General features: G+C 65.1%; 24 protein-coding genes. 23 read left to right on the plus strand and 1 reads right to left on the minus strand.

All coding sequences use genetic code 11. The features are described 5' to 3' along the window. Nucleotides 1-46: 46 nt before the first annotated feature. The 10 genes from LKD76_RS06075 to LKD76_RS06120 all read left to right on the plus strand — a co-directional run bounded on the left by LKD76_RS06075 (nt 47) and on the right by LKD76_RS06120 (nt 7111). Nucleotides 47-1486: a phage portal protein gene (locus LKD76_RS06075; protein WP_227979974.1), complete on the plus strand. Its 1440-nt coding sequence runs from the start codon at nt 47-49 to the stop codon at nt 1484-1486. Continuing rightward, nucleotides 1483-2646 (plus strand): hypothetical protein, encoded by a 1164-nt coding sequence (locus LKD76_RS06080; RefSeq protein WP_227979975.1) that lies wholly within the window; start codon nt 1483-1485, stop codon nt 2644-2646. Before LKD76_RS06075 ends, LKD76_RS06080 begins: the two co-directional genes overlap by 4 nt. Before the next feature lie 74 nt (nt 2647-2720). Beyond that, the gene (locus LKD76_RS06085) at nt 2721-3440 is read left to right on the plus strand and encodes a hypothetical protein (RefSeq protein WP_227979976.1); all 720 of its coding nucleotides are present in this window, start codon (nt 2721-2723) and stop codon (nt 3438-3440) included. A 9-nt stretch (nt 3441-3449) separates the two neighbouring features. After that, nucleotides 3450-4178, plus strand: coding sequence for a head decoration protein (locus LKD76_RS06090; protein WP_227979977.1), 729 nt, complete (start codon nt 3450-3452; stop codon nt 4176-4178). 14 nt (nt 4179-4192) lie between these two features. After that, nucleotides 4193-5242: a major capsid protein gene (locus LKD76_RS06095; protein WP_227979978.1), complete on the plus strand. Its 1050-nt coding sequence runs from the start codon at nt 4193-4195 to the stop codon at nt 5240-5242. Continuing rightward, entirely contained in the window at nt 5239-5562 is a 324-nt protein-coding gene (locus LKD76_RS06100; RefSeq protein ID WP_227979979.1) for a hypothetical protein, read from the plus strand. The genes LKD76_RS06095 and LKD76_RS06100 overlap by 4 nt, the downstream gene beginning before the upstream one ends. Next, the gene (locus LKD76_RS06105) at nt 5562-5945 is read left to right on the plus strand and encodes a hypothetical protein (RefSeq protein WP_227979980.1); all 384 of its coding nucleotides are present in this window, start codon (nt 5562-5564) and stop codon (nt 5943-5945) included. Before LKD76_RS06100 ends, LKD76_RS06105 begins: the two co-directional genes overlap by 1 nt. Continuing rightward, nucleotides 5929-6252, plus strand: a complete 324-nt coding sequence (locus tag LKD76_RS06110) for a hypothetical protein (protein ID WP_227979981.1) — start codon at nt 5929-5931, stop codon at nt 6250-6252. The genes LKD76_RS06105 and LKD76_RS06110 overlap by 17 nt, the downstream gene beginning before the upstream one ends. After that, the gene (locus LKD76_RS06115; protein ID WP_227979982.1) at nt 6252-6581 is read left to right on the plus strand and encodes a hypothetical protein; all 330 of its coding nucleotides are present in this window, start codon (nt 6252-6254) and stop codon (nt 6579-6581) included. The genes LKD76_RS06110 and LKD76_RS06115 overlap by 1 nt, the downstream gene beginning before the upstream one ends. Further along, on the plus strand, nt 6578-7111 hold the full coding sequence (locus tag LKD76_RS06120) for a phage tail termination protein (protein WP_227979983.1): 534 nt from the start codon (nt 6578-6580) through the stop codon (nt 7109-7111). Before LKD76_RS06115 ends, LKD76_RS06120 begins: the two co-directional genes overlap by 4 nt. On the opposite strand, the gene LKD76_RS06125 is transcribed toward LKD76_RS06120, so the two are convergent. After that, entirely contained in the window at nt 7105-7329 is a 225-nt protein-coding gene (locus LKD76_RS06125; protein WP_227979984.1) for a hypothetical protein, read from the minus strand. The genes LKD76_RS06120 and LKD76_RS06125 overlap by 7 nt on opposite strands. Nucleotides 7330-7714: 385 nt before the next feature. Here LKD76_RS06125 and LKD76_RS06130 point away from each other — a divergent pair, with 385 nt between their 5' ends. The 13 genes from LKD76_RS06130 to LKD76_RS06190 all read left to right on the plus strand — a co-directional run bounded on the left by LKD76_RS06130 (nt 7715) and on the right by LKD76_RS06190 (nt 20965). After that, on the plus strand, nt 7715-8623 hold the full coding sequence (locus tag LKD76_RS06130) for an Ig-like domain-containing protein (RefSeq protein WP_227979985.1): 909 nt from the start codon (nt 7715-7717) through the stop codon (nt 8621-8623). Nucleotides 8624-8708: 85 nt separating this feature from the next. Continuing rightward, complete coding sequence (locus LKD76_RS06135) at nt 8709-9050, plus strand: hypothetical protein (protein ID WP_227979986.1); 342 nt, start codon at nt 8709-8711, stop codon at nt 9048-9050. 95 nt (nt 9051-9145) lie between these two features. Beyond that, on the plus strand, nt 9146-9493 hold the full coding sequence (locus LKD76_RS06140) for a hypothetical protein (RefSeq protein WP_227979987.1): 348 nt from the start codon (nt 9146-9148) through the stop codon (nt 9491-9493). Nucleotides 9494-9532: 39 nt separating this feature from the next. Continuing rightward, nucleotides 9533-14305, plus strand: a complete 4773-nt coding sequence (locus LKD76_RS06145; RefSeq protein ID WP_227979988.1) for a transglycosylase SLT domain-containing protein — start codon at nt 9533-9535, stop codon at nt 14303-14305. Nucleotides 14306-14451: 146 nt separating this feature from the next. Then, nucleotides 14452-15213, plus strand: a complete 762-nt coding sequence (locus tag LKD76_RS06150) for a hypothetical protein (protein WP_227979989.1) — start codon at nt 14452-14454, stop codon at nt 15211-15213. Beyond that, nucleotides 15210-16919, plus strand: a complete 1710-nt coding sequence (locus tag LKD76_RS06155; RefSeq protein ID WP_227979990.1) for a Gp37-like protein — start codon at nt 15210-15212, stop codon at nt 16917-16919. Before LKD76_RS06150 ends, LKD76_RS06155 begins: the two co-directional genes overlap by 4 nt. Nucleotides 16920-16934: 15 nt before the next feature. Further along, a complete protein-coding gene (locus LKD76_RS06160; RefSeq protein WP_227979991.1) occupies nt 16935-17417 on the plus strand; it encodes a phage gene 29 protein family protein in 483 nt (160 codons plus the stop codon). Next, entirely contained in the window at nt 17414-18676 is a 1263-nt protein-coding gene (locus tag LKD76_RS06165; RefSeq protein WP_227979992.1) for a peptidoglycan DD-metalloendopeptidase family protein, read from the plus strand. Before LKD76_RS06160 ends, LKD76_RS06165 begins: the two co-directional genes overlap by 4 nt. Next, nucleotides 18673-18897 carry a hypothetical protein gene (locus LKD76_RS06170; RefSeq protein WP_227979993.1) on the plus strand — a complete coding sequence of 75 codons (225 nt, stop codon included), beginning with the start codon at nt 18673-18675 and terminating at the stop codon, nt 18895-18897. Before LKD76_RS06165 ends, LKD76_RS06170 begins: the two co-directional genes overlap by 4 nt. After that, nucleotides 18897-19253: a hypothetical protein gene (locus LKD76_RS06175; RefSeq protein WP_227979994.1), complete on the plus strand. Its 357-nt coding sequence runs from the start codon at nt 18897-18899 to the stop codon at nt 19251-19253. Before LKD76_RS06170 ends, LKD76_RS06175 begins: the two co-directional genes overlap by 1 nt. 1 nt (nt 19254) lies before the next feature. Beyond that, complete coding sequence (locus LKD76_RS06180; protein WP_227979995.1) at nt 19255-19413, plus strand: hypothetical protein; 159 nt, start codon at nt 19255-19257, stop codon at nt 19411-19413. After that, nucleotides 19410-19802 carry a hypothetical protein gene (locus LKD76_RS06185; RefSeq protein ID WP_227979996.1) on the plus strand — a complete coding sequence of 131 codons (393 nt, stop codon included), beginning with the start codon at nt 19410-19412 and terminating at the stop codon, nt 19800-19802. The genes LKD76_RS06180 and LKD76_RS06185 overlap by 4 nt, the downstream gene beginning before the upstream one ends. Further along, the gene (locus LKD76_RS06190) at nt 19799-20965 is read left to right on the plus strand and encodes a glycine-rich domain-containing protein (protein ID WP_227985502.1); all 1167 of its coding nucleotides are present in this window, start codon (nt 19799-19801) and stop codon (nt 20963-20965) included. Before LKD76_RS06185 ends, LKD76_RS06190 begins: the two co-directional genes overlap by 4 nt. The last annotated feature ends 3 nt before the right edge of the window (nt 20966-20968 follow it).

The following is a 20968-nucleotide window of genomic DNA, read 5'->3' on the forward strand; positions in this document are numbered from 1 at the left end:
CGGCTCACAGGAAACCGGAACCCCTGCATGGTGGTTCGACAGACTGATGGCAGGTTTCGATGCCCCGAGGCCGCCTCAGTGGCGCCCGGCCGATTGTGATCCGGAGCCTTTCGACAACGACACTCGCCGTGAGCGTCTGGAGCGGTTGTGGGCGTATCACACCGGCCGGCCTCCGCTGCCGCAGGTATCCGCCGAGTACACCGAGGTGTTCCGTGCGGTGATGCGTAAGGCGCGATCGAACTACGCCGGAATGTGTGTGGCGGCGTTGCTGAACCGTATGAGCCTCACCAGTGTCGCCACAGGCAAGGACTCGACCGGTGACGATGACCTGTTCACCCAGATCGCGGAGGTCTCCAACTGGGAGGCCATGATCCAGGACCTGTTCACGTACCTGTTCACGATGAGCGAGACGTACGCGATGGTGGTCCCGCCGAAGCCTGGAACCGGTGGGGTGCCGATGATCTCAGCACTCGATCCGCGGCGCTGTATCGGCGACATCAACCCGGACAATCCGCAGGTGCTACGTTCGGCGATGGTCCGCAGCTTCGACCCCACCTATGGCACCGAGCACGCCGTGCTGTTCGTTCCGGGCCGGGCATACCACGGAGTTCGGGACGCGTACGGCGCGTTCGGGGAGTCGATCTCGGCCAAGTGGGATTGGGACACGACCCGCGGTGGTGCCGACGGCGAGCCGGTGGAGGGGATCGACGCGTTCGGCGGCATCCCGATCGTCCGCATCGACAACGCCGAAGGCATGGGCGAATTCGAGCCCCACATCGATTTGCTGGACCGCATCAATGACACAACGTTGCAGCGCATCGTGATCGCCTGGTATCAGGCGTTCAAGCAGCGCGCCATCATCGGCGACCTCGAGGGCGACACCGACGACGCTGAGCCGATGACGCTCGAGGAGTTCCGCGACATCTTCACCGCGGACCCGGGATCGTTGTGGAAGGTCCCGGATGGTGTGAAGTTCTGGGAGTCCGATCCGGTGGATCTGACCTCGATCATCACGGCGAAGCGTGACGACGTGAAGGAATTCGCGGCCGTCACCTTCACGCCCTTGCATCTGATCACCCCGGACGCGGCGAATCAGTCCGCGGAGGGTGCGTCGCTGGTGCGAGAGGGTATCAACCACAAGGTCGGCGATCGCCGGTCGCGGGTGACGCCGAAGTTGAAGATGGTGCTGCGGATGGCGTTTGCCATGGCTGGTGACGCCGAGCGCGGCAACACGATCAAGCTGAACTGGGGCCCGCTGGAGAACAACTCGCTCGCGGACAAGGGCTCGGCCACCGCGCAGGCGAAGGGCGTTCTGTCATTGCGCACGATCCTCATCGACATCTGGGGTATGACGCCTACCGAGGCTGAGGACAACATCACCCAGTTGTCGGCGGAGCAGCTGCTCGCGGTGACCACGGCGTTGGCTGGCCAGAACTCTCAGCCGGCCCAGCAGCAGACAGGGCAACCGGCAGGCGCTGCAGCGTGACCGCTCCGGCCACCTACGCGGACGCCCTGGCTGTAGCTGAGTCGCTGTACGCGGCCGCGCAGGCGCCGGACCCGATCGACAGCCTGGCGGCGACCGTGTTGGCCGCGGCGCAGGCGATCAGCGCAGCGTCTGACGCGGCCGGGGCCACGATCACCAATCTGTGGCAGTCGGTGAATCCGTACAGCGACAGCGCGGTTCGGGATTTCGCGGAGGCGGCCGGCCGGATCCTCATCCCCACTCAGCGGGCCGTCGCGCAGCTCACCGCGGGCGCGCAGACCGCGCAGATGCGCGCGGCGGGTGTGCAAGCCAGCGTGCCGACCAGCATCCCGGACGACGTCCGCAGCGCGAAGGTGGTTATCCGCCAGGACACTCCGGAGATCGTGACGCACCGGCGGCCGAAATCGACCATCACCTACAACGACGGCAGCACGGCCAAGGTCTCGCAGGAGGCGTCTAACACCTCTCGGGTGTTCGTGCGGGTGGCGAAGGACTACCGGTACACCGAGTCGCAGAGCGACGCCACGAAAGCCCAAGCGGCGGCCGAGGAGCGGATCCTGCGCCTGGTCGACGGCAACGTCCAGGTGACACAGCGTCTCGTCGAAGAGGCCGCTCTGCGATCGCCACGCAAGTCCGGCCCGGCGCCGATCGGATACCGACGACTGATCCACCCGGAGCTGTCCAAGGGCGGCGTCTGCGGCATGTGCGTGATCGCCGCGGACCGGATCTACGCGATCGATGAGCTGAAGGCGATCCACGACCGCTGCAAATGCACGACCTCCGCGGTGTACGACGGATACGACCCGGGCCAGCAGCTGAACGGCCGGGACCTGTCGGACCTCTACGACGCGGCAGGCGGCAACACCCGAGACCTGTTGAAGCGCACCCGATACACGGTGCAGCAGCACAGCGAACTCGGCCCGATCCTGGTCCCTCAGAAGGGCTCACCGGTCCCGTACTTCACGGCCGGCAAGCCGCGTGCCGTCGATGCCACCCCGAAGGGTCAGGAATCCAGCCGGTCGGTCGCCGAACGGCACCTGCCGGCGCTGCGGGCGTCGCTGAAGGCGCTGCGGGAGAAGGGCTTGGCGGAGGACTCGAGCCCGGTCCAGTACCACCTGGCGCAGATCGCCAAGTTCGAAGCCGCACTGAAAAAGGCGGCGTAACCAGACTTCCCGCGACGCGCTCGCGGGCTGCCTCCGACACGGAGGACCCCACTCAACTCCGACAAGGAGACCCGATGTCCCACCTGCCAGTTCACCCTGCTACTGGTCTGCGCGCGCTCGGCATGAGCAAGCGAGGCCCGATCTGGCCTGTACTCGGCGGATCCGAAGACGCTGACGTCACGGAAACGACCGAGACGACCGAAACCGCCGAACCTGATGCACAGGAGCTGACGTCGCACGGCTACCCCAAGGGTGTGCCAGTCGATGACATGACTCCGGAGGAGCAAGCCGCCTACTGGAAGTTCCACGCTCGCAAGCACGAGAACACCGTCAAGGCGTTCAAGGGCAAAACGCCCAAGCAGATCGCGGACATGGAACAGCAGCTCAAGACGTTCGAAACCGATCGGATGAGCACCGAAGAGAAGGCGATTGCGGAGGCGGTGGCCAACGCCGAGCAGGCGACGCGCACCACCCTCGAGCAGGAGTGGCAAGGCAAGTACCGGACCGCACGGCTGGAAGCGATCGCCGGCCGGATCCTCGACGACGACGCACTGAAGTCGTTCATGGACATCGCCGACACGAGCAAGTTCGTGGGCGAGGACGGCGAGATCAACAGTGAAGCGGTCATTGGGCATCTGACCGCGATCTACGGGCAGCCGCGCCAGTTCGGCTCGAGCCTGCCGCAGCACATGAATTGGGGCCAGAACGGTTCCCGACGCCCCGCCCAATCCGGCATCGAGCAGGCCAACGCCATGCTCGCCCAGCGGCACGGGGTCAACAAACCCAACTCGTAAGGAGGACGCATGTCTACGGACATCGCACTCGTCACCACCGACTACCAGGTCGGTAACCGGCGGTGGATGCGTGACCTGATCGGGGAAACCCCGAACATCACGCTCGATATCTCGCTTTTCAGCCAGTCGAACGCCAACGAGGTCCAGACGGTGACCATCACCGGCGGCCCGACCGGCGGCACCTTCACCCTGACCCTGTCCGGTCAGACCACCTCGGCGATCGCCTACAACGCGTCGGCGTCGACCGTTCAGACCGCGCTCGCCGCGCTGTCGACCATCGGTTCGGGCAATGTCAGCGTCTCGGGCAGCAACGGCGGCCCCTACGCGGTGACCTTCACCGGCACGCTCGGAAACAAGAACGTCGCCGCCATGACCGCCTCGGGCGCCGGCCTGACCGGTGGCACTTCGCCGTCGGTGTCGGTTGCCACCACCACCGCGGGCGTGACCGGCCACTACCCCAACGGCTACATCCCGGCAGGGATCGCAGTCGGCAAGGTCACCGCGACCGGCCTGTTCGGCCCGTACGACGACACCGCCTCCGACGGACGGCAGGTCTTCTACGGCCTGACGTTCAACGACGTCACCGCGGTCCGCGCCAACGGTTCGGTCGCCGCGAAGGTCGGCACCGGGGCGTTTGTGCGCGGCTCGGTCACCACCGCCAAACTGCCGTTCCAGTCCGGACCGGGGTCGGTCGACGCTGCCGCCAAGGCAGATGCGCCCACCATCCGGTTCGAGTAAGGGAGAGCTGAACAATGGGTCTTTTCCTCGACGGTCCGATCCCACTGGACGCGACCGCAACCTACACGCAGGGCGTGCCGATCCCCTCGAACCTCGCGTTCTCGAACCTGTTCCCGCGCAAGGACTTCGACACCGACACCGTCGATTTCGGCACCATCATCCATACCAACCGTGCCGCGCAGTTCCGCAATTGGGACGGCTCGGTGTGGGTGTCGGCCCGCGACACCGGGTCCGAGCGGCGCGTGAAGATGCTGCCCCTGTCGGCCAAGCTGTTCGAAGGCGAGTACGAGCGCCGTCAGCGTGAGTTCGCCGCCAACGGCAGTACCTTCACCCAGAAGCTCGTCACCGCGGTGTACAACGACCTGGACAGCCTCACCGCTCAGGCATACAACCGTGTCGAACTCGCGTGGGGTGACGTCCTTGCCGATGGTGTCCTGACCATCAACGAGAACGGCGTCCAGCAGCAGATCGACTTCGGCGTCCCCGGCAATCAGATCACTGCCCCGGGCACTCTGTGGTCGGACACCACCAACTCCACCCCGTTGACCGACCTGGTCGCGTGGTCGGATGTGTACGAGGCCACCAACGGTGTCACGCCGGGCCGTATCGCCACTTCGCGTACCGTGCGCCGGCTGGTGGAGCGGAACAAGGAAATCATCAACGCCATCTACGGCTCGACGGTCGGCAAGACCCGCGTCACCACCGCGGAGCTGAATGCCCTGCTGGAGTCCGAGGGCCTTCCGCAGTTCGGCACCGACTACAACAGTAACTTCCAGGTCGACAGCGACAACGGCGCCCTGGTCAATCAGCGTGTGCTGGCTGAGAACAAGCTGCTGTTCCTGCCGGAGAACATGGGCGAGCTCGGGTTCACCGCGTGGGGCACCCCGACGACCGCGATGGAGCTGCAGTCCCGCAACGTGCAGCTGAACACCGGCGCCGGCATCGTCGGTGTGATCGTCCGCGAGGACGGCATCCCGTTCCGCAAGTACACCTACGTGGACGCGGTCGCGCTCCCCGTCATCGGTGACCCGCGGAAGCTGATGATCTCGACGGTGATCGCATGAGCCGCCTGAACTGCTTCGTGTACGTCACCGACGAAACCGGTGGCGTGCACGCGTTCGGCCCGGACTCGGCGTTGCCGGCCTGGGCCCGGGACAAGATCAGCAACCCGAACGTCTGGGCCAAGGACGACAAAACCGAGGCCGCGCCGGAGGCGGATGCCGTCGACGACGATCACGGCGACGGGCCCCCGCCCCAGGGCGGCGCCGGTGCGTCTCGCGCGAAGTGGGCCGCCTACGCCGAAGCCAACAATGTTGTCGTCCAGGAGGACTGGAAGCGCGAGGACATCATCGCCGCGTGCGAGGCTGCCGGAGTGGCGGTCTGATGTTCGCGACCAGGGATGACGTCCGAGCTCGTTTCGAGGGCGTCATCCCCTCCAACCGTGACCCATGGTTGGACGCGAAGATCGACGACGCCGAAAGCCTGCTGGTCTCGCTGGTTCCGTCCATGGCCACCAGCGCCGATCCAGCGCGCCTGTCACGGGCGAAGGCGATGGTGTCCGACGCGGTGTTGCGCGTGTACCGGAACCCTTCCGGCGCTACACAGGAGACGGCCTCGGTATTCAGCGTGTCCCGGGCGAAGGGCCCCGACAGCGGGCTCCTGTACTTCCCGGACGACGAGCTGGACGCGCTCCGCGGTTCGGGCCGCCGGCGTCAGTTCGGCACCATCGGCGTATCGCCCTGGAGGGTAGATGTTTACGGCCGGTGAGACCGTCACGGTCACTCGGCCGGCAGCTACCGACCGGACAGGCGATCCGATCGGCACCGACTCCACGTTCACTGTGGACGGCTGCGGCATCAACTACCAGTCCACCAGCGAGAACAACGACCACCGGGAAACCGTGCTGTCCTGGATCGAATTGCTGTGCCCGCCAGGGACAGACATCCGCTCCACCGACAAAGTCACGCTCCCGAACGGCCGAAAGTATCTCGTCGATGGCGATCCGGCGCCGTGGCGCAACCCATTCACCGGCTGGGAGCCGGGCGTCGTCGTGCGACTGAGAGGGGTGTTCTGATGGAAGATGTCAACGTCCCCTCTCCGAATCCGTTCATCACGCAATGGCTTCTCGGCGCCGAGTGCCGCTCGGCGGTGTACCAGGCCGGTGAGCTCGCGGAGGCGCTGTATCGGCAGATTGCCGCGAAGCGATCGGGTCGCATGGTGGCGTCCACGCACATCTCGACCGGTATCGAAAGTGGCCGGTGGGTGTCCCACATGGCCGTCACCGTCCCGTACGCGGCGGCGCAGATATTCGGCGCCGGCAATCACCCGGGCAGTACTCACACGCATTTCCAGCGTGCGTCACGGGATCTGAATCAGGTCCTCGACATGATGGGCAAGCTGTGAGCCTGACGTTCCCGGATTGGTTCAAGGGCGGGTTCCCGGACCGTGAGCTGGTCGTCATGGATGCTCTGCAGCCGGTGTTCGATACCGTCGATGTCACCGACAGTGTTGGGAATCCAGTGCTGGACAACGGGGTGCCGCGGCGGCCGCAAGCGGTGACGTGGCTGCCTGACGATTACGCCGCTCATCTGCCGTTGGTGCGGGTGTACCGCGGTGGCGGGGCAGCGGATTCGGGTGTGCTGCGGGATCCGGCGTCGGTGCAGGTGGCGTGTATCGCCGATACGCGCGCCGAGTCGTGGGAGTTGATGGAGTTCTGCCGGATGTGGCTACTCAGCTACTCCCGCGGCGGCACCGTGGTTCGTGAGGACGGGTCGAAGACGCTCGTCGATTGCATCGAGGAGCTTGTCGGTCCGCAGATGCTGCCTGAGCTCAATCCGGATGTGCGGCTCGTGCCGCTGACTTTCCGTGTCGTCTGCCGTGCCCCGAAGGGGCTGCCGGACTACGCGCAGGTCCGCGAGTCACTCAGTCACTGAACGATGTTGATCGTCGCGTAACCCTGGTCATAGTCCGGTGCCAGCGCGACGGCCGGATGTTGTCCGACGCGGACCTGAGCGCCGGATACTCCGGCGGGAGCTTTCTCGATCTGGAATGCCAGCGAGCACCGCATGGTGCTTGCAGGGCCCGCAGAGGGAGTGTCGCCGGTGACTTTGCCGGTGGCGATCACCTTTCCGGACGCGTCGAGCATGGACACCGGCACCCCTTTCGTGATGTCTGCGAACCTGCCAGTTCCCGTGCATCCCAGCTCGAATGGGTTCGCGTCAGAGGCCAGCTGGTTGGGGGTGACGAGTCCTCCGTCAGCTTCCTGGTAGGCGAATCCGGTCGTCAGGACGATGTCTCCGGACACGTCAGCGGTGGGTTTCGACGAGTCTCCACACGCCGAGACGCCGGCGCATGCGATCGCAGCGAGAAGTGCTGATGCCAGGCGGCACGAGGTGCCCATAGCGGTGCCCCCAATGGACTGAGTCGGGTCGGCGGATGTGCCGGAAAGCCCGCTCAGTGTAGCTATCCCGTTTCCTCCGCGCGGCCGGTTCCCGGTGCGCGGGCACACGCCCTATCCGGGCGGAAGGAGTAAGACAATGACCGATTTCGCCAGCGATTTCCGGCAGGGTAACGCCGACCTGGAACTCGCCGCCCTGGACTGGGCGATCGGACTCGCCCCGAAGTCCGTTCCCCTCCCGACCTCGTTTTCCAACTCGTCGAGTGTCATTCAGCCGCTGACCGGGTTCCTGCCTGTCGGCAACCTGGACAAGAAGGGTGCGGTGAAGATCGCCAACGCGATCACCTCCACCCCGGTCGACACCTACGGCGAGCAGGGGCCGACCCGAATCATCGTCAAATCGCGGGAGATCACCGTCGACTGGACGATGCAGCAGACCTCCGCGATCACCCTGTCCGCATTCTGGGGGCAGGACTTCACCGGTGAGGTCGCCGATCCCGATTCGGGCGAGGTGAACCTGATCATCTCCGAGTCCTCGCAGAACTTGGAGTGGCGTCTGGTGATGATCGCCCGTGACGGCGCGGACGGCGACGAAAAGTACACCATCATCGCGGGACCTCGCGTCACCCTGCAGAAGTCGGGCGACATCCAGACCAACGACGACGGCATCCAGATGTACCCCGTCACCATGCAGTTCCTGAAGGACGACAGCTACGGGTACGCCGCGCGCATCGCCTACGCAGGCCCCGGCTGGAAGACACTCACTGCGGCCGCCGGATTCCAGGATGCCCCGTCCGCGATCAACGTGTCGCCGTCGGCGGCCACCTTGATCGCTGCTGAGGTTCTGCAGTTGACCGTGATCGACAACAACGGCGTGAACCGCACCTCGGATTGCACGTTCAGCTCGGGCACGCCGGCTAAGGCCACCGTGAACAGTGCGGGTCTGGTTACTGCGGTGGCGACCGGCACCTCCACGATCACCGCGAGCTACACCCCGCCGGGCGGCGGTTCGGCGATGACCGACACCTGTGCGGTCACCGTCTCGTAGTCCCTCGATCGCCGTCCCCGCGCCGTCCTGGCGGAGCGCGGGGGCGGCTTCCGCCAGGACCGCCAGGGAAACCTAGGAGATTGTCATGACAACTCGAAACACCCCGCGTAAGAACGTCGGCCGGCTGGCCGCTCTGCAGGCCGAGGTCAAGATTCCGGGGCCGTATGTGCTGACCCCGGAGATCGTGATCGAACCGCCGACTCGGGGGCTTCTGCGGGCTGCGCGCGCCGCTGCCGAGATCGAGGGCGGCACTCCCGAGGACTACAACAAAGTGTTCTTCGGCGCCCAGTGGGATGCGATCAACAAGCTGTTCGACGCGCAGCCGGAAGCCGTGTATGACAAGTTCATCGCCGATATCAGCACCCACTTCTTCGGTCCGGGAGCGAACGACGTCGAGGGAAAATCCCAGGACTCCTCGGAGTCATAGATCAGTGGTGGGACGAGCTCGAGTGGGACTTTCAAGAGGTCCTGAAGGTCGACGCTCTCGATTGGGTCAGGCGTGAGCGGCCGTGGCCGCAGTTCATGCGGTTCGCCAATCGGATGGGCCGCATCTCCGGCACCGCTTATAACGAGGCCCTGCTGCTCGATCCGGATCTCGCGGAGGCGACGAAGGACATTCCCAGGGCGACGCATCCGCAGCTGTTCGGGTTCTCATCGCTACATCACCTGATCACCGATCTCGCTGACATCACTTTGCAGGCCGCAGTTGCCCGCGGTGGGGGTGATGTCGAGTCGGCTCGGTTGAAGCGCCCGCTCACGGCCGCCGTGCAGCTTGACCTGCAGCAGCGTCAGACAAACATGCGGAAGCTGTTCATCGACTGGTTCCCGGACCACATGGACAAGGTTCCGAAACTCAAGCCGCGCCAGTAATTCACTGCGCCACAAATTAATTCGACGGAGGTGACGCCCGTGCCTGATTTCTCCGCCGGTAGCGCGAGCATCAAGATCACGCCGTCGTTCAAGACGTTCGTGCGCGAAGCCCGCGCGGAGTTGCGGGCGATGGATCTGTCGGCGGAGGTCAAGCTCCAGCCGCAGACTGGTGTCGCGAAAGCCGCGATCGAGAAGTTCCGCAAGGAGCAGTCGAACAACCCCCTCGATGTGCGTGTTAACGCCAACACGGCGCCCGCCGACGGGCAGCTGAGCGCGTGGCGTGCCAAGCAGGAGGCCAACGCCCTCGGCTTGAAGGTCGATATCGACCGGGCATCCTCAGGTGCGGCCCGCAACGGTCTCAGCAAGCTGAAGGACGAGCTATCCGGCGCGGCGAAGATCAACCTCTCAGTAGTCGGCGTCCTCGGTGCCGGTGCTGCGGTGGCTGATCTGCTGGCCATCGCCGATGCCGCAGCGCAGGCGGCGCACATGCTCGCCCTCCTCCCCGCTGCAGGGCTGGGCGGACTCGCCGGTGTCGGTTCGGCCGCGGTCGGATTCAAGGGCATACCGGACGCGTTCAAGGCGCTGTCGCAGGCGTCGGATTCGTCGGCGCAGAACGCGATCCAGCAGCGCGACGCCCTCAATGCTGTGTCCGAGGCCCAGTACAAGGTGGGGCAGTCGCAGCGCGCGGTCGGGCAGGCCGGTCGGCAGCTGAAGCAGGATCAAATCGCGCTCACCGACGCATACAAGGATGCGAACCGCTCGATCCGGGATATGAACATCTCCCTGGACGAGCAGAAGCTCAACGTCTCCGACGCGGGTATCGCGGTTCGCGAGGCCGCGAAGAACCTACAGAAAGTGCAGTTCGATCCGACGGCGGACTCGGATGCTCGGCAGGCTGCGGTCAACGACTACCAGCGCGCGATCCTGTCCTACCAGCAGGCGCAGAACAAGGCCAACGACCTCGCCTCCGACACCGCAGACGCGAACGCGAAAGGTGTCGAGGGGTCGAAGCAGGTCGTCGACGCGAAACAGCGCGTCATCGACGACACCGCGGCCGAAGCGGATGCCGTGCACAACCTTCAGCAGGCCTACTACGACCTGTCCAAGGCGCAGGCGGAGCAGTCCGCGGGCGGCGCGCAGGGCAAGATCAATGAGGCCTTCTCGAAGCTGTCGCCGAACGCGCAGCAGGCGGTCAACGACATCCATTCCCTCGGCCCGGCCTGGACCGATGCCCGCAGGGCCGCCCAGGATGCCCTCACCGATGGTATGGGCCCGGCGATCGTCCATCTCGCGAATGTGCAACTGCCGACACTCAAGTCCGGCATGGTCGACATCAACCACGCCCTCAATGAGGGCATCAGCAACACCCTCGATCAGCTGTCGACTCAAACCAGTCGGCTGCAGTTCTCCACATTCCTCGGCAATACCGCTACCGCATTCCGCGACTTGGCAGGCGCGGCGCGCCCGGCCACGGCAGCGATCGAAACGCTCGCGACCGTGGGCAGCTTCCAGATGCCGCAATTGGCTGTCGGGATCGAGAACGCCTCGCTGAAGTTCGATGCGCTCATCCAGAAAGCCGCAGCGGACGGGTCGCTGGAGAAGTGGATACACGACGGAATCACTTCCGGTAAGGAGTTGGCCGACATTATCGGCCACCTGGGGTCGTCGATGGCGTCGGTGTTCCGCGCCGCGGGCGACAACGGGCAGACGCTGAAGTCGTTGGACGACATGACCGCCAGGATGGCCGCCTTCCTGAAGTCCGCGCAAGGGCAGACGGATTTGGGGCAGATCTTCGACCGGATGCGTGAGGAGGGCGACAAACTCGCCCCGATCCTCCATGATCTGCCTGCCCTGCTGGCTGGTGTCGCGGACGGGTTCCGGCTGTGGGGGGACATCACCCTGCCGTTCCTGCGTGAAGCGTCGAGCCTGCTCGCGGCTCACCCGCACCTGGTCGAACTTGCTGTCGCCGCATACCTCGGCTTCAAGACCGTGGGTCCGCTCGTCGACGGCGCCAAGCTCGCCATCGACGGACTCGCGAAGAAGGCCGGGGAGGCGGGAGAGGGAACGAAAGGCGTCGGGAAGCTGAAGGCTGCCGGGGAGGGTTTGCTGGGCGTGCTCGGCAACCCGTGGACGCTCGGTCTCGCCGTGGCCGGCGCGACGGTGATCGGGTTCATGAACTCCACTGACAAGGCAGCCGAGTCCATGAAGCGGCTGCAAGACCAGACCTCGGCAGCAATCGACGCAGACCGCAACCTCCAGAAGGTGCTGCTGTCCTCACATGGCAACGCGACCGAATCCGCGGTACTCGACGCCGAGACGCAGAGCGTTAAGGGATTGCGGGACGCGTGGGCGGCCAACGCCGCCGACATGCCCGGCATCGGGGACAAGATCCAGGAGGGCGCGACTACGATCGCGAACTCGCTGTTCGGGATCGGCGGCGGAGTCCTCCAGAACGACAAGACCCGCGACGACACCTCCCGCCTCGGGCAGGCCGCGAAATCGGCGCTCGATTCGATCGGGCTGGCCAATGACCAACTGGCAGGCAAGATCACCGGGTCCAAGCCGGAATTCGATGCTCTGGTCGACCGGCTCAGCGATATGGGCGACGGCGGCCGCGAGGCTGCGTCCAAGCTGTCCCAATTGCGCGACGAGTGGGCGTTGGACGCGGCGACCGTTTCGCCGGTCGTCAAGGCGATCCAGGACCTGTCCGACAAGAACAAGGACGCGGCTACCTCGATCGACGCGGCTACGTCGGCGATGGAACGTCAACGCCAGGGGAACCTGACGTTCGAGGACGCCCAGCTGCGCGCGAACCAGGCTCTCTCCGCCATGGGTTCCAGCGCGCAGCAGGCATCCAACGCGATCATCGAGGCCGACGGCAGCATCGACACCACCACCTCCAACGGGCAACAGCTCTACCAGTTGCTGAATCAGCAGCTGGCGCCGGCGTGGGAGCAAGTCACGTCCGCGGCGTACCGGGACGCGATCCAGCACGGCCAGACCGCGGAACAGGCGAAGGCGGCGGCGCAGAAGCAGTCCGACGCGATGCACGACTCGGCGCTGAAGTCGATCGAAGCGATGGGCTACACCCAGGCGCAAGCTGACGCGCTGTTGAAGCACTACGAGCCACTGGCCGGAAACTTCAATGGCACCTTCACTGTCGATACGAGTCAGGCCATGACGGCCCTCGGCGCGTATCAGAAGATGCTCGACGACGTGAAGAACCGGGAGGGGCAGATCCCGGCGTGGATGCAGCTGCTCACCCCCGGTATCACGGGTGGTCAGAACATTCCGAGCCTGTCGAGTCCTGCGAATCCGAACGCTACCCAGGGGCCTGGTTGGTATCAGTACCTGCAGGCCCCGGGACATGCGACCGGCGGCCTGCTCACCGGGCCAGGTAGTGGCACGTCGGATTCGATGCTGGCTCGGGTGTCCAACGGCGAGTTCATCAACCGTGAGGCGTCGGTCCGCAAATACGGCGTGGGGTTCTTCGAGGCGTTGAATTCCGGTCGTATCGACCCGAAGTCGCTTCCCGGGTTCGCTGACGGAGGTGTGGTCGACCCCAACGACCCGACCAAGCCGCAGATCCCGGGCATGAGTTCGCAGACGGTCACCTATCCGCAGGCGCAACTCCCGACGCCGATGACTGATCAGCAGATCCAGGTGCTCCAAGGGCAGTCCGCGGTGGATGCAGCGAATAGCGAGCGGAACCGAGTGTATGCGGACCCGAACTCCACTCCGCAGGACAAGCGGGCTTCGGACCTGAAGTACTTGCAGGTGCAGAACCAGCTGAAGTCCGCGCAGGAGCAGACCGGATCCGGTGCGCTGCCGAAGCAGTACACGGTGCCGGGCATCGCGTCTCGCTTCGCGGGGGTGCTGGCTCAGGGCGTTCTTGATTCGGTGGGCCTAGGCTCCTCGGCGCTGTCGGACAGCAGTGTGTATGCGGGCGATTTCCAGAAGGTCGGCGACTACCTGCAGAAGCAGGGCGCGGGAACGGGCGCGCCGGGATACAACTACACCCCGCAGAATCTCCCGTCGACGCTCACCACCTATACGCCGCTGGCGGTGCCGCAGGGGACCGCAGTATCACCGTATGCGGGTGCGACGCCGGGAGGCGTTGGGGGGCAGTCTGCGCCGTCTTCCTACAACCCCGAAGCGGGTGTGGAGCAGTGGCGCGGCCTGTCCACGCAGGTGCTGATCCGGGAGGGATTCAACCCGGCCCAGGTCGACATCATGCTCGCGCAGATCCAATCGGAGTCCGGCGGTAATCCGTCGATCGTCCAGCAGGTCAAGGATGTCAACTCCGGCGGCAACGAGGCGGTCGGGTTGCTGCAGGTCATCCCGGGCACCTTCGCCACCTACAGGGATCCGTCGCTGCCGAACGACCGCACCAACCCTGAGGCGAACATGGTTGCTGCGCTGCGCTACTACCGCGCCGCTTACGGGTCGGATCTGTCCACGATGTGGGGCCAGGGCCACGGGTACGCCGACGGTGGCCTGATCGGCGGCATCGGCGGTGGCCGGTCGGACACGCAGCGGATTTGGGCGAGCGCGGGCGAGTTCATCGTCAATTCTTACGACGCGCAACGGAATCTGCCCCTCCTGCAGGCGATCAACTCATCGCAGTGGAATCCGGTGTCCATGCCCGCCCTCGCCCCCGCCTTCTCGGGCGCCGGGGCGGCGTCGGTGAACCGCGACCACTCGGTCAACTTCTACGGAGACACCCACGTGATGAATCACGATGACCTGGTCCGTGGCATGGACCGCTATGTCGAGCAGCAGTCGATGGGCGCTTTGGCGGCGTACTCGTGAGCAAGGACATGCGTATCACCCTCACCGGGGTGGACGGGTCGACCTGGATCCTGGCCGGACCAGGCTCGCCTGACAACGGCAGCGCTGGGGTGAGTCTGCGACCGGGCCCGAAACGGCTGATCGACGCACCAGCGAAAACGTTCTGGGTGCAGGGCGCGGCGAACATGTCCTATCAGGGCAAGCAGTTCCAGCGCCGCGACCCTACGTTCACGGTAAACATTGTCGGCGATACTCCGCGTGAGTGGCGGGAGCTGGATTCGGCTTTCCGGATGGCGCTGGGCATGTACGACGAACAGTTCCATCTGATGGTCGAGACCGAGGACAGCACACGGCATCTGGACTTGCGTCTGTTGCAGGATCCGACGCCGTGGGAGAACGGTCCGTGGGAGAGCGGCCGCGACTCGCACAACCTCCGGGCGAGCACGCTGCTTGTGCCGGCCGCTGCGGAACAGCCGTTCTGGTACGCCGACGATCTGGTGTTCACCTGGTCAACGGACACCGGAAACGGGTCGGTGACGTTCCCGTACGAGAACCGCGGCGACGTCATCGTGTGGCCGAAGTACTTCGTCAACGCCCCTCTGGCTTCGCTGGAGTTGCCGGACAAGTCTTGGGGGCAGGAGGTCGCCTATCAGCGGCCGCCAGGCGCCGACACGAACCACACGATCACGGTCGTCGATCTGCGGGCCGGTGAGGACTCCGACATTGATTCCGATCCGGATGAGGAGTTCATCGTCGCGGCGAACCGGGCGCCGGTGTGGGCGCGGCAGCAGGAGGCTCTGATCTATCCGATCGCGCCGAAGACGTTGCCGACCGACTGCACGATCACGATTTCGGGCGCAAACCCGGGCGCTGGTGTCACTGTGACGATTCCGCGGCGGTACTCGCGGCCGATCGGAGTGAGCGTATGACCACCACGCTCGCCGACCACCCCACACTGAGGCGGCAATGCGCAGGCATCCGCGACCATCACCGGGCGATGCGCCGCGCAGCCCCGCGGATCCGGTTGTGGACCAACAAACCGGACTCTTCCGAGGGCCTGCTGCTGCGTGGGGAATGCCGCGACCACATCAACGGCAAGTTCCCGTTCCGGAAGAACCAAGCCGCACAAGGGATTTTGCGGATCCGGTTGGACCACTACCTGTCACGCTGGCTGATCTCCATCCCCAACGACCCGACCGCCAAGAAGAACGTCGTCATCACGGTCGACTCGATGGGCGGCGCGGTCCGCTGGTCCGGTCTGCTGAAGAACTGGAAGGTCGTCCGCGACGGCGACGGCATCCGCTACCTCGACGTCACATTCATCGACGACCTGCAGTTCCTGCAGAACATGCTCGGCCCGCCGAATCCACTGCTGCCGATTCCCATTTTCCAGTTCCCGCGGGTGCTCCCGCTGCTGGGGCCCGCGAAATGGGCGATCAGCATGATGATCCTGATCAACCTGATCCGGCTCGAGGGCAACCTCTGGACACTGCCTGATGACCCGTTCGATGTCGGCTCTTGGGATGGCCTATTCGACTGGTCCGGCTGGCAAGTGTTGATCAAGGCCAAGCCATTCGACCTCGACGACTCCTCACTGTGGACGATCTTGGCTACCCGCATGAATCGGATGGACCAGATCATCGCCGATGCTCTCGATGACGCTCAACTGGTCCTCACCTATCGCAGGATTCTCACTGTCGACGGCGAAACCTGCCCGGTCGACGGTGTTCCGGTCTGCCAGAACGGTGCGTTGGTCCTCGAGGTGGTCGACAAGTCCGGCTATTACGGCCCCGACGGCACAGCCACCGGCGGCGGCATCGTGGGCGGACTGACCCGCACCATCCAGGGCTTCACCGACGGGTTCATCGAGGACACCGAGACTCTCGTCACCGATGACCAGACGATCAAACCAGACCAGTACTACCAGCCCGGATTCCTCGGCACGCTGCCTGGATTCCCGTGGGTGGTGGCGCGGGATTCGGACTGGACTTCGATGCAGACGTCCCAGCTCACCTGGGGGCCAGCCGGGCCTGTGTCGGTGGTCGTCGGCGGCGACAACCCCTTAGCGGACAACCTCGCCCGCATCACTATCGAGTCCATCGGCGCGCTGGTCGGCTACTTCCTCCTCGCTGGATTCTCGGACTTGGGAACGATCATCGCCGACGTGGTGATGCCGTTCCTGGTCGGGACGATTCTCGCCTGGCTGCAATGGAAGAACGCGTCTCGCGCAACCCAACTCGGCTGGGTGCACCTGTGGGAGATCTACCAGCAAGGCGCCGACAACAACGCGTGGAGCCTGTCCGCAATTGCTGCGATCCGGGCCGGGTTTCTCGCCACCAAGAGCGAAACCGCACACCAGTTCACGATGGGCTCCGGCGGCCCGTTCCTGCCAGGGCTGCATTTCTCGATCGGGGACCGGATCGGCTCCACCGTCGCGTACGTCTCCGATGTCATCTTCGTCGACCAAGTCGAAGAGATGACTTTGGATTGGGACTGGTCGTCAGGCAAGTCCTACAACTGGACCGTCACCGTCGGCACCGCGAAAGCGGCCATGTCCCAATCCGAACGGTCCGCGCGCCTGATCAACAAGGCGCTGCAGGCGATCAGCAACATTGGCGTCCACCTCCTGAGTTGACCAGAGGGAATCACTGTGCCTGATACATCAAAACTGTTCGGCGAGGGCGCATCCCAAGCCGACATGCTCATGCTGATCCTGGACAGTCTTCCCGGTCAGCGCGACGACATCAAGGTCCCGATACATCCGAAGTCTCGCCGGCCGTGGGCGGAGGCGCTGATCAAGCGCGGCGTTCGTATCCATCCGGAGCTGATGGAAGAGTTCCCCATCCCGGGCGATCATCCGGAGGCGGGGTTTATGAACCCGAATCGCTGGGTGTCACCCGCAGAGTACGAGAAGTATGCGGCGTCGCGGCCTGACGATGGGACGGCCGAAACCCAGCTGATGGGTTTGCTGGAGGCGGTGAATCCAGGCCTGGCTAAGAAGATCTCGTCGATGACTCCAGAGGAGCGCGCCGCGGCGAAGGTCGAACAGAAGCCGCAGATGCAGGAGATCTTCGAGCGGATGCACGAGTTCAGCCGGGAGACGTTCAAGAATCTACACGGCGGCCAACAGTGAGGCTCTGGCCGATCGCTGAGGGTGCATTCCGGACTGGATCACCGTTCGGTCCTCGAGCCGGCGGATTCCACGCGGGCCAGGACTTCGAAGCCTCCGACGGCACACCGTTCTACGCCTGCGCAGGGGGCACCGTCCTATACATCGGCGCCGCGCAGGGCTACGGCCAGTGGATTGTCATCGACCATCCAGCCGCTGAGGGCGGCGGAGTCACCGAGTACGGCCACATGTGGGATGCCTACGCCACTGGACTCTCGGCGGGGGACCGCGTGGAGGCGGGCCAGTTGATCGGTTATGTCGGCAGCAACGGCGAATCCTCGGGCCCGCACCTGCATTTGAGTGTCATGCCCTACGGCTACAACCCGGCCCAGAAGGTCGACCCCCTCGGGTGGCTCGACGGCGCGGCCTATCCGAATCGAGGTGCACATGTGAGTACGCGAGGACTCGACTACGCCGGCGGCCGCCCAGGCGGCGCGGCCATCAGGGACTCCGAATATGGGTTTGTCGTCCGATATCTGTCCGACGGCGGCGCGAACCTCCCGGGCAAACTCCTCACCCCCGAGGAAGCTGACGACCTCCGCGCGCACGGCATCGAGATCGTGTCGAACTGGGAGACCTACGCCGACCGCATGCTGGAGGGCTACGACGCCGGCCGTACAGATGCAAAGTACGCGCGCGCTCAGGTACTTCGCTGCGGCGGCCGTCTCGACCGGCCGATCTACTTCTCCGCCGATTGGGACGTCACCCCTGAACAGCAGGGCGCGGTCGACGCCTACCTCAATGGCGCCGCGTCGGTCATTGGCGCGGAGAACGTCGGCATCTATGGCGGCTACTGGCCCGTGAAACGCGCACTCGACAACTGCACCGCTCAGTGGGGCTGGCAGGCCGAGGCGTGGTCCGGCGGAAACGTCGACCCGCGCGCGCAGATCCTGCAGCTCAACAACGCCGGATACGCATGGGTCGGCGGGGTGCAGTGCGACATCAACGAATCAACGACTTCCGACTACGGACAGTGGTCGGCCGGCACAGGAGGACTATTCATGGCGCTCAGCGACGACGAGCAGCAGGAGCTGCTGACCAAGACCCGTGAGGTGTGGGATCAGCTCCGCGGCCCGAACGGGCAGGGCTGGCCGCAGCTCGGCACCAACGATCAGGGCTCGAACCTCACCCCGGTCGACAAGATCGCCGAGATCGGCAACAACATCGACGTGCTGATCCTGCAGGGCGATGCGATGAAGCCCGCGAAGGGGACGGAGAAATGAACAAGGTCCTGTCGATCGTTCACAGTGAGCCGGTCCGGGTCATCGTCTACCCGCTGCTCGTAGCCCTCATCGGCGCACTCGTAGCCAAGGGGACCATCGATTCCTCGCTCGGGGATATCGTCACCGCGATTGTCGCTGCGTTGGTAGGCATTCCGGCCGCCGAGGTCGCGCGCGCCAAAGTCACCCCGGTCGCCAGACTGGTTGCCAGCGATGGTGAGTAGTGCTCCTGTCGCTGCTCTGGGCGCAACAGGACGCGGTCTCTGACACCCTTCCGCAATACGGGGCCATTGGGGCAATAGCCCTCGTGTGCATCTGGGGTTTCATCAAGATCTTCAACCGACTGGTCGCCCAACATCAGGCGGAACTGGACCGAATCCAGACCGCACACAAGAACGCCATCGACCGCGCTGACGCAGCCTACGACAAAGAGGTCAGCCGGGGCGATCGGCTCGAGTCCGAGCTGCGGGAACTCAACAAACTCGTCAACGACAAGCTCGCCGGGGAGCTGGTCAGGGCTACGGACGCCATTCGGGAGGCGTGGGGAAACGTGCACGACCAGCATCGAGGGCGGTCATGACATGCCCGACAAATACGAGCGGTCTGACGACAGCATCGAGGAAACCCTCAAGAAGACCCACGAAACCATGGGACTTCTTGAGGGCCTGCTGGAGGTCCTGACCAGCCAAATCAATGAACTTCAGAGCGAGACCCGGCAGAAAGGGGTGTCGTCGTCGTGAATCCGGACGAATTGGCTGGAGCGGTAGACACTCTCACGGCCGCGGTGCGGGAACTGTCAGATCGCGTAGACACTCAGCGCAAGATGATCGAAGCGATCAAGAAGCACACGCGGGACATTCACTCGACGTGGATTGTGTTGGCGGTAGTTCTCGCACTCGCCGTGGCGTGCGGCTTCCTAGGCTACCAGGTCGAATCGAATCAGCGTCAGCTGCAGCAGGTGCAGGCTCGTACTTCTGTTGAGGTTTTGTGCCCGCTGTACGTGTGGCTGGCGCAGTCGCTGCGCCTGAATCCGGCCCCAGCGGCCGCGACTCCGGAGCAGGTGCAGTTGCGGAAATCTGCGGCGGACACTATCACTCGCGGGCTGACTACCTTGGGGTGCGCTCCGTGACCTTTCCCGCAAACGCCGGAGGTGCTACGCCCGGCGACTACGGGGTGAGCAAGGACGGCTCTATCCCCGGCATGACCGGCCGGACCCAGGACGTCGTTTCGGACGCTCTCGCTGCTGACATTCAGGACAACACCCAGTGGGGCGGCCTCGGCGGGATGTTCCTGGCGAAAGTCGCCGGCCTCATCGGTGGCGCGCTAAGCGCACTGCTCGGCGGATTCGCGAGTTTGATCGACGCGATCACCGGCACCGTCAACAACGCCTACATCGCAGGGTTGCCGACGATCACCGACCATTCGCACTCGATCGAAACCCTGCAGGAACAATTCAATCAGCTGATCCTGCAGGGCACGGCGATCGTGTTCACCTCCAACAACTCCTACACGCCGACCGCGGGCATCAAGAGCATTGATGTGATCATCATCGGCGCCGGCGGAGGAGGTTCTTCCGGCTCGTACGACGCCCTGTTCGGCAACTCCACCACCGGCGGCGGAGGTGGTGGCGGTGGGGAAACCCACACCAACGTTCCTGCATCGCTGCTGCCGGTCGACGGCAGCGGAAACTTCAAGCCGATCCAGATCATCATCGGCGCCGGAGGCGCTGGCGCGTCGGGTGACGCGCATGTGGGAGCCGGTGGCGGGCACTCGAAGTTCGGGCCGGCAGTCGGTGGCGGGTCTGCGCAGTGGCTTCTCGGCGGCGGTGGCGATGGCGGCGGTTTCGGCACGCCCGCGCCGACCGCGGCCGGCGGTGTCGGCATGATCCCTGGCGGCAACGGCGGCCGGGGGGTGTACTACTCGTCCACGCTGCTGGCACCGACTGCTGGAGGGAACTCGACATCCGCCTATGACCTGCATGGCGGTGGCGGTGGCGGTGGCGCTGGCGGATACGGCGGCCAGATCGCCGGCACGGCTGGCGGTGCTGGTGGCATTTCGCCCGGCGGCGGCACTGGATATCCGGGTGTGGCTGGATCGTCTCCGGCCTCGATCATCGCCACCGGTGGCGGTGGCGGTGGCGGTGGCGGCGCTACCCTGTCCGCCGCGTACGGCGGCGGCGCGGGCGGCTACCCCGCCGGTGGCGGCGGTGGCAGCGGATGCGCTGTCGGCGGCGCCACTACGGGCGGTGCGGGCGCGAACGGGATCTGTTTCATCATCGAGAGATCTTCGTAGGCC

It is taken from the genome of Nocardia spumae (assembly GCF_020733635.1).
Classification (GTDB): Bacteria; Actinomycetota; Actinomycetes; order Mycobacteriales; family Mycobacteriaceae; genus Nocardia; species Nocardia spumae.